The following is a 12,720-nucleotide window of genomic DNA, read 5'->3' as shown; positions in this document are numbered from 1 at the left end:
ACCACCGAGGTGGGTCGCCAGCCGTGGGTGGTGTACGGCCTGATGCGTACCGCCGATGGCGTGTCCAACCACAGCTATGCGCAGTTGGGGATCACCCTGGTGATGTTCGTGGTGGTGTACTTCGCGCTGTTTGGCGCGGGCCTTGGCTACATGATGCGCCTGGTGCGCAAAGGCCCTGAAACCGGCGAAGGCGATGAAACCACGCCCGGCGGGCCTGGCCAGCAACGTACACCGGCCCGACCGCTGTCGGCGGCCGATGACGAACCTGAACACGCCACTGACGCCAGCCTGAGCAAGGGGAACTGAATCATGGGTATTGATCTTCCACTGATCTGGGCCGTGATCATTATCTTCGGCATCATGATGTACGTGGTCATGGACGGCTTCGACCTTGGCATCGGCATCCTGTTTCCGTTCGTCAAGGCCGAGCGTGACCGCGACGTGATGATGAACACCGTGGCGCCGGTCTGGGACGGCAACGAGACCTGGCTGGTGCTGGGCGGGGCGGCCTTGTTCGGCGCGTTCCCGCTGGCCTACGCGGTGGTGCTCTCGGCGCTGTACCTGCCCTTGATGCTGATGCTCATGGGCCTGATCTTCCGCGGCGTGGCGTTCGAGTTCCGCTTCAAGGCCAAGGCCGACAAGCGCCACCTGTGGGACAAGGCGTTCATCGGCGGTTCGCTGGCGGCGACGTTCTTCCAGGGCGTGGCGCTGGGGGCGTTCATCGAAGGCTTCAAGGTGGTCGAGCGCAACTATGCCGGCGGCTCGCTCGACTGGCTGACCCCGTTCAGCCTGTTCTGCGGCCTCGGGCTGATCGTGGCGTATGCGCTGCTGGGCTGCACCTGGCTGATCATGAAGACCGAGGGGCCACTGCAGAAAAGCATGCATGACCTGGCGCGCCCGCTGGCCTTCGTGTTGCTGGCCGTGACTGCTGTAGTCAGCATCTGGACGCCGCTGGCGCACCCGGATATCGCCACGCGCTGGTTCAGCCTGCCCAACCTGTTCTGGTTCCTGCCGGTGCCGATCCTGGTGCTGGTGACCTTGTACGGGCTGGTCAAGGCGGTGGCGCGGCATGCGCACTACACGCCGTTCCTGCTGACCCTGGTGCTGATCTTCCTGGGCTACAGCGGGCTGGGCATCAGCTTGTGGCCGAACATCATCCCGCCGTCGATCTCGATCTGGGACGCCGCCGCGCCGCCGCAGAGCCAGGGCTTCATGCTGGTGGGCACGCTGTTCATCATCCCGTTCATCCTGGGCTACACCTTCTGGAGTTACTACGTGTTCCGCGGCAAGGTGACCCACGAGGACGGCTATCACTAGGAGGGCCTGGCAATGGCTGGCAAAGATACCGTCGAGCAGGAGAAGAAGCCGCTGCTGCAGCGCCTGGGTTGGCTGGTGCTGATCTGGACCGCGAGCGTGGCGAGCCTGGCGATTGTTGCGTGGCTGATGCGCCTGTTCATGAGCGCAGCGGGCCTGAGCACCCACTGAAAGGTATTTCCCATCCCGCTTCGAGCGGATTTACAGCCCTGTGCAGCGTACGCTGCGCAGGGTTTTTTTTGCCTGTACCGGCCTCTTCGCTGGCAAGCCAGCGCCCACAAGGATCACCACTACCCCTGTGGGAGCTGGCTTGCCAGCGAAGAAGACGACGCGGTGTCGCGCCTATTTGCGCGCCTTGAGCACCACGAACTTGGGCGTCGCCGCCACCTGCTCCACGCCGCGGAACAGCCGCGCCAGCTTGCTGTGATAACCCAGGTGACGATTGCCCACGATGTACAGCGCCCCGCCCACCACCAGCACTTCACGCGCCTGCTGGAACATGCGCCAGGCGAGGAAATCACCCACCACCTGCTGTTGATGGAACGGCGGGTTGCACAGCACCACGTCCAGCGACTGGGCGGCCTGCGCGGCCAGGCCATCGTCGGCGCGCAGCGTCACTGCGCGCTCGCCCAGCGCCGCACGCCAGTTCTCGGCCGCCGACTGCACGGCCATGTACGACTCATCCACCAGGGTGTACTGCGCCTGCGGGTTGGCCAGTGCACTGGCGATCCCCAGTACGCCATTGCCGCAGCCCAGGTCGGCCACCCGCGCGTGCCCAGGCCTTGCGGCAGGTGGGGCAGGAAGGCGCGGGTGCCGATGTCCAGCCCTTCACGGCAGAACACGTTGGCATGGTTGACCAGTTCCAGTGCCGGGTGCTCCAGGCGGTAGCGGGTGGGGTAGGGCGAAGCCTGTAGCGCCTTCGGTTCGGCGGTTGCAATCAGCAGGCGGGCTTTCTTGCGCGCCAGCGATGCCTGCACCGGGCCGATATATTTTTCCAGCAGATCGCCTGCAGCGCGGGGCAGGTGCTTGATCATCGCCCCGGCGATCACCTGGGCGCCTGGCGCCAGTTGACCCTGCAGGCGGATCAACTGCTCCTCCAGCAGGGCCAGGGTCTTGGGCACGCGCACCAGTACCCGCTCGAACGGTCCTTGCCACGCCTCGCTGGCGGCGATGAACGGCACGCTGTCGAACGCCTGGTCGTTGCGCGTCAGGTTCTTTTCCAATGCCAGCCGGGCCAGGCAGGAATCGCCGCTGGCAATCACCTGGGCATGCGCACGCAGGCTGATGGCCAGCGCGCCGAAACTGTCGTTGAGCACCAGCACCCGCGTACTGGCGGGCACCCCCTGCTGGGCAAGGTGTTCGAGCAGGTATTCATCGGCGGCGTCGAATGCTTGCAGCGGGTCGTTGGCAACCTCGGGCTGGCGGATCAGTTCGAGCGCGGCGAAGGGGGTGGTCAGCAGGGGCATGGCAAAAGGCTCTGGGGCATAGACGCGCGCCACAATGGGTGGCGCAGGGCGGAGAGCCGATTCTACAGCGTTTTTCCCGGGGCGGCGGGGGGGGGGGCGAACGGCTCAGATCAGGCCGTGCATCGCCGCGACCGCAACAGCGCTGGTTTTGTTGGTGGTGTTGAGCTTGCTGATAAAGCTGCGGATATGAAAATTAACGGTGCTTTTGGACAACGTGAGAATGCAACTGATGTCTTCGGCTGTCTTGCCGGCAGCGGTCCACTTGAGTACTTCCTGTTCACGTGCAGAAAGGGTGAAATCGCGCGTCTTGAGCGGATGCACGGTGTTCACCATCAGGGTGTGCAGTACATTGCACAACCACAATGTCTGTGCGGACTTTTCGTAGAGTTCAGCAATGCCGATCGCGCCCTGCGTGCGCGCCACGCACAGCATGCTCTGGTTACCACGCAGATCCCGCGTGCCTTGGCTCCAGCCGTGGCACAGCCCATGGGATTGTGCAGCTTCACGTATCTGCGGGGTGTCCTTGAACAGCTCGGGCGTCCACAGCACCGGCATCGTCGAGTCGTGGCAATGGCGGATGGTGGGGTCGATCTGCTGATAGTCCTGTTGGCGGTAAAGCTCATTCCAGCCCGCAGGGAAATTGTTGAATGTGAACAGCTGCGGGCCTTGCTGCAACGTGCGGCCTGAAAGGCGGTAACCCAGGTATTGCATGCCCAGTTGCTCGGCCAGGGAAAGCGCGGTGGCGAACATCTGTTGCTGATTGTGCTCCTGAGTCAAGGCGTGAAGTTGCTCTTGTTTCCACTGTGGCATTTGTAGGACTCCCTTCCCGATGTACGCGTAATGCGTAGATCGATTGTAGGAAGATTCCGGCTCCGCGCTAGGTTTTTTTTGCTATTAACCGATGCGTGACCTGTACAACATTGCCTATTGTACAAGTTGTGAAACAGATCAGTTTCAGGATTGAAACAGGGTGTCAGTTTGCCTTCATCGATGTCACTACATTAAGTCAGTGTTTATGCCTGGCGCTTTGCGCGACACTGTGCGTCTCTGATTTGTGGAGCACACCATGACTGCCAGTGCGGAGAAATTCACCCGCCAGACCTTGCTCGATGTCCAGCCGCTGACCCCCAGCCTGTTCTCGCTGCGCGTTACCCGTGATGCGGGGTTCCGTTTCAGGGCCGGGCAGTTCGCTCGCCTGGGCGTGGCCAAGGCCGATGGCAGCGTGGTATGGCGTGCCTACTCGATGGTCTCGTCGCCCTTCGACGAGTACCTGGATTTCTTCTCCATTGTGGTGCCCGGCGGCGAGTTCACCAGTGAGCTGAGCCGGTTGCGCGAAGGCGACACCCTGCTGATCGACCGGCAGGCGTTCGGTTACATGACCCTGGACCGCTTCGTCGATGGCCGCGACCTCTGGCTGCTGGCCACGGGCACCGGTATCGCACCGTTCCTGTCGATCCTGCAGGACTTCGACGCGTGGGAACGCTTCGACAGCATCAAGTTGGTGTACTCGGTGCGTGAAGCCCGCGAGCTGGCGTATCAGGACGTGATCGCCGGCCTTGAACAGCGCGACTACCTGGCCGAGTACGCGGGCAAGCTGCAGTTCATCCCGGTGGTGACCCGCGAGCAGCACCCGGGGGCCTTGACCGGGCGCATCACGGCCTTGATCGAGAATGGCGAGCTGGAGCGGGCGGCGGGGCTGGCGTTGAGCCCGGAGCACTCGCGGGTGATGATCTGCGGCAACCCGCAGATGATCGACGACACGCGCCAGGTGCTCAAGGCACGTGACCTGCAACTGAGCCTGAGCCGTCGGCCAGGCCAGGTGGCGGTGGAGAACTACTGGTAACACAACGGCGCCCCAAGGCGCCGTTGCTGTCGGTGGTGTGCTGCCTCAGGGCTGGTTGTTGCGGGCCTTGAGCAGGTCGCGAATCTCGCCCAGCAGTTCCTCTTCCTTGGTCGGTACCGGCGGCAGGCTCGGCGCTACGGCTTCTTCACGCTTGAGGCGGTTGATCATCTTCACCCCCATGAAGATGGCAAAGGCCACGATCAGGAAGTCGATCACCGTCTGGATGAACTTGCCATACGCCAGCACCACGGCAGGGATATCGCCTTCGGCGGGCTTGAGTATTACCGCCAGATCACTGAAGTCGACCCCACCGATCAGCAGGCCCAGTGGCGGCATCACCACATCGCCGACAAAGGATGAAACGATTTTGCCGAACGCGGCGCCGATGATGATGCCGACGGCCATGTCGACCACGTTGCCCTTGACCGCGAAGGCCTTGAATTCACTGATCACGCCCATGGTTTAATCCTTGTAACAGATGATATTGGTCATCGCAGTGTAAATCAGCTATGCGCCTCATGCCCCGCGTTGCTCTAAAAGACTCTGGCTAGACCGAATAGTTTTGTCGGATCACCGACGCCCCGTGGGTCGGCAGGCTCGGCTATCATGGCCCCCTTTTTCAGGAGACTGCCCCCATGGCCAAGGCCAAGCGCATGTACGGCTGCACCGAGTGCGGTGCGACGTTCCCCAAGTGGGCAGGCCAGTGCGGTGAATGCGGCGCCTGGAACACCCTGGTCGAAACCATGATCGAAAGCGGTGGCGCGGCGGCGCCGGCCGGGCGTACCGGCTGGGCCGGGCAGCAGGCGCAGATCAAGACCCTGGCCGAGGTCAGCGTGGAAGAGATCCCGCGCTTCAGTACCGCCAGTGCCGAGCTTGACCGCGTGCTGGGTGGCGGGCTGGTGGACGGTTCGGTGGTGTTGATCGGCGGTGACCCCGGCATCGGCAAGTCGACCATCCTGTTGCAGACCCTGTGCAACCTGGCCACGCGCATGCCGGCGCTGTATGTCACCGGTGAAGAGTCGCAGCAACAGGTGGCCATGCGTGCGCGCCGCCTGGGCCTGCCGCAGGATCAACTGCGCGTGATGACCGAAACCTGCATCGAAACCATCATTGCCACGGCCCGCGTCGAGAAACCCAAGGTCATGGTGATCGACTCGATCCAGACCATTTTCACCGAGCAGCTGCAGTCGGCACCGGGCGGCGTGTCGCAGGTGCGCGAGAGCGCCGCGCTGCTGGTGCGCTACGCCAAGCAGAGCGGCACGGCGATCTTCCTGGTCGGCCACGTGACCAAGGAAGGGGCGCTGGCCGGGCCGCGGGTGCTGGAGCACATGGTCGATACCGTGCTGTATTTCGAGGGCGAGTCCGATGGCCGCCTGCGCCTGCTGCGCGCGGTCAAGAACCGCTTTGGCGCGGTCAACGAGCTGGGCGTGTTCGGCATGACCGACCGTGGCCTGAAGGAGGTCTCCAACCCGTCGGCGATCTTCCTCACCCGTGCCCAGGAGGAGGTGCCGGGCAGCGTGGTCATGGCCACCTGGGAAGGTACCCGGCCGATGCTGGTGGAGGTGCAGGCGCTGGTGGACGAGAGCCACATGGCCAACCCGCGCCGGGTCACCCTGGGCCTGGACCAGAACCGCCTGGCGATGTTGTTGGCAGTGCTGCACCGCCATGGCGGCATCCCCACCCATGACCAGGACGTGTTCCTCAACGTGGTGGGCGGGGTCAAGGTGCTGGAGACCGCGTCTGACCTGGCGTTGATGGCGGCGGTGATGTCGAGTTTGCGCAATCGTCCGTTGCCGCATGACCTGCTGGTGTTTGGCGAGGTCGGCCTGTCGGGTGAGGTGCGGCCGGTGCCGAGTGGGCAGGAGCGTCTCAAGGAAGCGGCCAAGCATGGCTTCAAGCGCGCCATCGTGCCCAAGGGCAATGCGCCCAAGGAAGCACCGCCGGGGTTGCAGGTAATTGCCGTGACGCGTCTGGAACAGGCCCTGGATGCCTTGTTCGAATAAAATCCGGTTATTTCGCAGTGATGGCAAATTGACGCCATTCGTTTGTCCCCCTATGATCGCGCCGTCGATTTGCACTTCCAAGGATTGGGATGATGGCGTTTTTGCTGTCCGGGACACGGCTGTCCGGCATATGGCTGTTGCTTGGCGTACTCGCCAGCCCTGCGTCGGGCGCGGTGTTGCCGGGCGATCAGGAGCTGATTCGCGAGCGCCAGGGGCGCTTGCTCGAAGAGCAACAGCGGCGTCTTCAGGAACTCAAGGAACTGCCAGGTAGCAGCGCCGCCCCCCAGGCCGCGCCGGCGCCGGCCGATGCCCGCTGCTTTCAGATCGACACTCTCGAACTCAAAGGCGCCGACAGCCTGTCGGCCGCCGAACGCAGCCGTGTAGTGCAGCCCTACATTGGCCGGTGCCTGGGCATTACCCAGCTCAATGAAGTGCTCAAGGCCGTCACTGACCTCTACATCGACAAGGGGCTGGTGACCAGCCGTGCCTATCTGCCGCAACAAGACCTGTCTGCAGGGCACCTGCAGGTACTGGTGGTCGAAGGTCGCCTGGAAGGCTTGCGCGGCGCCGATGACAGCCAGTTGTCCGCGCGCGAGTTGGGCATGGCCTTCCCGGGCCGCGAAGGTGCGCCGCTCAACCTGCGTGAAATCGAACAGATGGTCGACCAGCTCAACCGTCTGCTGTCGAACAAGGCGCAAATGGAATTGAGCCCCGGCGTGGCGGTGGGCGGCAGTACCGTACTGGTGCGCAACACCCGGCAAACACCGTGGCGTGCAGCGATCTCGCGCAACAACAACGGGCAGAAGGGCACCGGCGAGCAGCAGGTCGACCTGGGCCTGGAATGGGACAGCCCGCTGGGCCTGGCCGACCAGTTGGTGCTGCGCGCTGGGCACGATGTGGTCAGTGACCATCACCTGGGCTCGAAGAACGGCGTGCTGTTCTACAACCTGCCCTGGGGCTGGTGGAACTTCACCTACAGCTACAGCGAAAGCGAGTACCACGCGCTGGGCCAGAGCAATGGGTTCGACTTCAACTACAGTGGCGACAGCCAGTCCCATCAGCTGCGTGCCGAGCGCGTGATCCATCGCGACGCACTCAGCAAGACTTCGCTCAATGGCGGCCTCGCGTACCTGCGCACCAACAACTACATCGAACAGAGCCGCCTGGAAAACAGCAGCAACCGCATCAGCGAGTCGCAGCTGGGCTTGAACCATGGGCGGCGCATTGGCGACGCCTTCGTCAACCTTGACCTGGGCCTGCAGAACGGCATCGGTGCCTTCGATGCCCAGGGCAATGATGACCCCGGCCCAGGCCAGGCCGATGCGCGCTTTCGCAAGTACACCGCGACCCTCAGCTACCTGCAGGGTTTCGAGCTGTGGGGCGAGTCATTCAGTTTCAGCAGCCTGGCCACCGGCCAGCGTAGCGAGGACGTGCTGTACAGCCCGCAGCGCATCAGCCTGGGCGGCCTGGCCTCGGTTCGTGGTTTCAAGGACCAGTCATTGGCGGGTGACAGTGGCGGCTACTGGCGCAATGACCTGCGCTGGAACCGCCCGGTGACCTGGCCGCGACTGCAGCCAGTGTTGCGTGAATACGGTTTGAGCCTGGGCTATGACCAGGGCGTGATTCGTGGCACGCGCTACAACGACGACCAGCATGGTCGCGCCAGCAGCCATTCGCTGGAGTTGTTCGCGCAGGGCAAGCACGTGGTCGCCAGCGTGGTGTTTGCGCATTCGCTGGAGCGCCCTGGTGCCCTGGAGCAGCGTGAAACACCCGTGTACTTCCACGTAGGCCTGGCCCTCTGAGCCTTCCGATCAAGACTGCACCCAGCGAGATGTGACATGGACGTTCGACTTTTTGCCTTTATGGTCGGCCAGCGCTCGGCCACGATCCAACCGCGCGAGCGTTTCTGCGGGCTGCCCAAGCGTGGCCTGGCGTTCATCCTGGCCAATGCCATGTTCTGGCAGCCGCTGTGGGCGCAGGCGGCCCAGGGCATTGTTGTGAGTGCCCCGAACACCACCCTGGGCCAGGCCGGCAACGGCGTACCGGTGGTCGATATCGCCGCGCCCAATGGCGGCGGCCTGTCGCACAACCGCTTCAAGGACTACAACGTCGGCAGCAACGGCGTGATCCTCAACAATGCCACCGCGCGCACCCAGGCCACGCAACTGGGCGGTATCGTGCTCGGCAACGCCAACCTCAAGGGCAAGGCCGCCAAGGTCATCCTCAACGAGGTCAATGGCACCCGCCCCAGCCAACTGCGCGGCTACACCGAGGTGGCCGGCCAATCGGCGGCGGTCATTGTTGCCAACCCGCATGGCATCAGCTGCAACGGTTGCGGTTTCATCAATACCCCGCACGTGACCCTGACCACCGGCAAGCCGGTGCTCAACGCGCAGGGCGCGGTGGCGCGCTACGAGGTCGATGGCGGCAGTGTCAGCCTCGACGGTGCAGGGCTCAATGCCGACAACGTCGAGCGTTTCGACATCATTACCCGCTCGGCCAAGCTCAATGCGCAGCTGCATGCCCGTGAACTCAACATCATCACCGGCCGCAACGACGTCGATGCCAGCAGCCTGGCCACCACTGCACGCGCAGGCAGTGGCTCGTCGGCACCTGGGTTGGCGATCGACTCCACCGCGTTGGGTGGCATGTACGCCGGGACCATCAAGCTGGTGGGGACCGAAGCCGGGGTCGGCGTGCGCCTGGCCGGTAATGTGGCGGCCAGTGCCGGCGACATGCAGCTCGACGCCAATGGTCACTTGAGCGTGGCCCAGGTGAGCGCCAGCAAGGCGGTGAAGGTGCAGGCGGCCAGTATCGAGGTACGCGGGCCGATGTATGCCGGCACCGAGGTGCGCCTGAACAGTGCCGGCACGCTGGTCAACCAGCAGGGTATTGCCGCGCGTGAGCGTGTGACCGTGCAGGCCCAGGGTACGCTGAGCAACCGGGGTGTGATCGAAGCCGGGGTGAACCCCGACAACAGCCGCAATGGCCGCGGCGATGTGAAGCTGACGGCCGCCCAGCTCGACAACGCGGGCAAGAGCGTGGTGGCCAGCCGCAACCTGACGGTCGCGGTACGCCAGGGTGTGGACAACCAGGGCGGCACGCTGAGTGCCGGGCAGGCCAGCGACATCAGTGCCGCCACGCTGGACAACCGCAGCAAGGGCCGGGTGCTGAGCAGCGCCGGGCAAAGCGTCAAGGTCGACCAGTTGCTCAATGCGCAGGGCACCGTCGCCAGTGCCACCGGTGCACTGGCGGTGCAGGCGAGCACGCTCGACAACCAGGCGGGTGAGCTGTCGGCCGCCAAACAGCTCACGCTCAACGCCGGGCAGTTGCACAACCAGGCCGGCAAACTGCTCAGCGGTGGCAAACTGGAGGTGGTCACTGGGCAACTGGACAACAGCGCCGGCGCCCGCATCGTGGGTGACAAGGGCGTGACCCTGGACCTGCAGCACGGGCACTGGAACAACGCCGGCGGCCTGCTGCACACGGCGGGCCCGCTGGTGCTGCGCAACCTCACTGAGGTGAGCAACCGCCAGGGCGAAATCTCCAGCCTCGGCGCCTATGCACTGGCCGCCACCAGCCTGGACAACCAGGACGGCAAGCTGCTCTCCGAGCACGACCTGACCCTGCGCATTGCGCGTGTGCTGGACAATACCCGTGGCCTGGTGTCGGCGGCCAATGTCGACGCGCGCGCCACCGGCATGCTTAACCAGGACGGCAAACTGCTGGCGCGCGAGCAACTGGCAGTGCAGCTCGAAGGCGCACTGGACAACCAGCGCGGCGAACTGAGCGCCAGCCACACGCAACTGGACACGGCCAGCCTGGACAACCGCAAGGGTCATATCCAGGGTGATCAGCGCCTGCACATCGACAGCCGGGGCGCGCTCGACAACCGCAGCGGCACCCTGGTGGCGGGGCAGTACCTGATGCTCACCAGCACCACGCTGGACAACCGCGCGGGCAAGATTGGCAGCGATGCCCGGGCCCAGCTCAAAAGCACAGACCTGAACAATGCCGGCGGCCACCTGTATGCCGCTGAACAACTGATCCTCGACGCCGCTGACGTCAGCAATACCGATGCCGGCCTGATCCGTGCGGGCCAGCAGTTGCACGCCAGCGTGCAGCGCTTGCAACAGGCACGTGGTGGCCGTCTGTACAGCGCTGGCGACCTGCACCTGAACCTCAATGGCGGTGTGCTCGACAACCAGGGCGGGCTGATTCATGCCCCAGGGCAGTTGTTGCTCACGGGCTTGACCCAGCTCGACAATCGCCAGGGCGAGATCTCCAGCGAACAGGCCTTTGGCGTCACCGCCGCCAGCGTCGACAACCGCGCGGGGGTGATCACCAGTGAGCGTGACCTGAGCCTGAACATCGAGGCTTCACTGGACAACACCGGCGGTGAAGTCTCCAGTGGCGGCCGTACCCGCGTGCAGGCACACCGCCTGGTCAACCGCGAGGGCGCAGTGCTGGGCGATCAGTCCAGTGAGTTGACCATCAGCGAGGTACTCGACAACCGCCAGGGCGTGATCGGTGCGGGCGAGGACCTGCAATTGCAGGTCGGCCGGCTGGACAACCGCGAGGGCGGTAGCCTGGTCAGTGATGGCAGCCTGCGCGCGCACACCGCTGCCGTACTGGACAACCGCGCCGGCGAGGTGCGGGCCAAGGGCCTGATCGAACTGGCCCTGGGGCACCTGGACAACCGTGATGGCCTGGTGTCGGGGGGTGACCTGCTGAGCGTGCGCGCCGCCAGCGGCGATAACCAGGGCGGCACCCTGCACGCCGATCGATACCTGCAACTGTTTGTCGATACGCTGGACAACCGCCAGGGCATTCTGCGCAGCAAGGCAACGCTGGACTATCAGGGCCAGCACCTGCACAACGACCAGGGGCTGATCTCGGCGGCCGGCCGGCTGCAACTTGAGGCCGGCGAGGTGGACAACAGCAAGGGTCGCATCGCCAGCCTCGCAGACCTTGACGCCAGCATCGGCGTGCTGCGCCAGTCCGGTGGCGCCGGTGGCCGAAGGGGCCCTGAGCCTGACGGGCACCGCGGTCGACAACCGCGCGGGTGGCCTGATCGCCAGCAACGGCGCGTTGCTGCTCAAGGTCGACACGCTGGACAACCGTGCCGGCGAACTGAGCAGCCAGCAGCAGGTGACAGTCCACGGCACCCGGCTGGACAACAGTGACGGCGGCAAGCTGTTGGCGGGCACCCGCCTGGCGCTGGTGCTGGAGCAACTGATCAACCGCAACCAGGGCCTGGTGTTCGGCCAGGCGCTCGAACTGCGTGGCGCGCAACTCGATAATCAGCGGGGCACCCTCGGCGCGACCGATGCGTTGCGCGTCAGCCTGGCCAATCCAGGCGGCCGGCAGCGACGGCCTGCTCGATAACCGTCAGGGCCGGCTCGACAGCGCCGGCAGCCTGACCCTGGACGGTGTGGTGCTGGACAACCGCGGCGGCGCGCTCTCCAGCGCCGGCGACCTGGAGGTACGCAGTGCTGCGGCGCTGGACAACGCCGGTGGGGTGATCGAAACCGACGCAGCGCTCAGTTTGCACAGTGCCCGCCTGGACAACCGTGACGGCGGGCGGATCACCGCGCAGGGCACGGCCCACATCACCACTGGCGCCCTCGACAACAGCCAGGGCGGCCTGGTCGGCAGCGCCGCGCACCTGCAACTGCTGGCCGGCCAGGTCACCAACCAGGCGGGTGGCAGCATCGGCGGCAAGACGGTCGATGCCAGCGTCCTTGGCCTGGCCCAGCAGGGCGGGGAGCTGTTCAGTCAAGGCCGCCTGACGCTGGACCTCAATCACGGCGACCTCGACAACCGTGATGGCCTGCTGCACGGCGCAGGGCCCTTGACCCTTCTCAACCTGCGCGACGTGGCCAACCAGCGTGGCGAAATCTCCAGCACGCAGGGCTTCGAACTGCGCGCACGCAACCTTGATACGCGTGACGGCAAGGTGCTCTCCAGCCAGGGCCTGACCCTGCGCATCGTCGAGCAACTCGACGCCGCCCGTGGCCTGATCAGTGCCCGCACGTTGAACCTGCAAGCCGCCAGCCTGAACAACCGCGACGGCGTGATCGGCAGCCGCGAG

General features: G+C 64.8%; 10 protein-coding genes and 2 pseudogenes. 9 read left to right on the top strand and 3 right to left on the bottom strand.

Going from position 1 to position 12,720, the window contains the following annotated elements:
- From G3436_RS20080 to G3436_RS20070, 3 genes are all read left to right on the top strand, one after another.
- A partial coding sequence (locus tag G3436_RS20080; RefSeq protein WP_163948580.1) for a cytochrome ubiquinol oxidase subunit I occupies nucleotides 1-306 on the top strand: 306 nt, incomplete at its 5' end.
- Between the two features lie 3 nt (nucleotides 307-309).
- Entirely contained in the window at nucleotides 310-1,317 is a 1,008-nt protein-coding gene (gene cydB, locus G3436_RS20075; RefSeq protein ID WP_163948577.1) for a cytochrome d ubiquinol oxidase subunit II, read from the top strand.
- Nucleotides 1,318-1,329: 12 nt separating this feature from the next.
- Entirely contained in the window at nucleotides 1,330-1,485 is a 156-nt protein-coding gene (locus G3436_RS20070) for a DUF2474 domain-containing protein (RefSeq protein WP_163948574.1), read from the top strand.
- 171 nt (nucleotides 1,486-1,656) lie between these two features.
- On the opposite strand, the pseudogene G3436_RS20065 reads toward G3436_RS20070, so the two are convergent.
- Nucleotides 1,657-2,780: pseudogene (locus G3436_RS20065) on the bottom strand (methyltransferase).
- 105 nt (nucleotides 2,781-2,885) lie between these two features.
- Nucleotides 2,886-3,590 (bottom strand): LuxR family transcriptional regulator, encoded by a 705-nt coding sequence (locus G3436_RS20060; RefSeq protein ID WP_163948571.1) that lies wholly within the window; start codon nucleotides 3,588-3,590, stop codon nucleotides 2,886-2,888.
- Nucleotides 3,591-3,846: 256 nt separating this feature from the next.
- Here G3436_RS20060 and G3436_RS20055 point away from each other — a divergent pair, with 256 nt between their 5' ends.
- The gene (locus tag G3436_RS20055) at nucleotides 3,847-4,623 is read left to right on the top strand and encodes a ferredoxin--NADP reductase (protein WP_163948568.1); all 777 of its coding nucleotides are present in this window, start codon (nucleotides 3,847-3,849) and stop codon (nucleotides 4,621-4,623) included.
- A 45-nt stretch (nucleotides 4,624-4,668) separates the two neighbouring features.
- Here the strand turns inward: G3436_RS20055 and mscL are convergent, their stop codons facing one another.
- Nucleotides 4,669-5,082, bottom strand: coding sequence for a large-conductance mechanosensitive channel protein MscL (mscL, locus tag G3436_RS20050; protein WP_163948565.1), 414 nt, complete (start codon nucleotides 5,080-5,082; stop codon nucleotides 4,669-4,671).
- Nucleotides 5,083-5,258: 176 nt separating this feature from the next.
- Here mscL and radA point away from each other — a divergent pair, with 176 nt between their 5' ends.
- From radA to G3436_RS20025, 5 genes and pseudogenes are all read left to right on the top strand, one after another.
- Nucleotides 5,259-6,626: a DNA repair protein RadA gene (radA, locus tag G3436_RS20045; RefSeq protein WP_163948562.1), complete on the top strand. Its 1,368-nt coding sequence runs from the start codon at nucleotides 5,259-5,261 to the stop codon at nucleotides 6,624-6,626.
- A gap of 92 nt (nucleotides 6,627-6,718) precedes the next feature.
- Entirely contained in the window at nucleotides 6,719-8,428 is a 1,710-nt protein-coding gene (locus G3436_RS20040) for a ShlB/FhaC/HecB family hemolysin secretion/activation protein (RefSeq protein WP_163948559.1), read from the top strand.
- A gap of 36 nt (nucleotides 8,429-8,464) precedes the next feature.
- Nucleotides 8,465-11,608: pseudogene (locus tag G3436_RS20035) on the top strand (filamentous hemagglutinin N-terminal domain-containing protein); the annotation flags it as partial.
- A gap of 22 nt (nucleotides 11,609-11,630) precedes the next feature.
- Complete coding sequence (locus G3436_RS20030; protein ID WP_420801231.1) at nucleotides 11,631-12,014, top strand: hypothetical protein; 384 nt, start codon at nucleotides 11,631-11,633, stop codon at nucleotides 12,012-12,014.
- Nucleotides 11,956-12,720, top strand: a 765-nt coding sequence (locus tag G3436_RS20025) for a hypothetical protein (protein ID WP_163948551.1), incomplete at its 3' end; no start/stop codon positions are given. The genes G3436_RS20030 and G3436_RS20025, both read left to right, overlap by 59 nt.

Source organism: Pseudomonas brassicae (genome assembly GCF_010671725.1).
In the GTDB taxonomy this organism is placed as follows: domain Bacteria; phylum Pseudomonadota; class Gammaproteobacteria; order Pseudomonadales; family Pseudomonadaceae; genus Aquipseudomonas; species Aquipseudomonas brassicae.
This window is presented reverse-complemented; position numbering and strand designations above follow the sequence as displayed.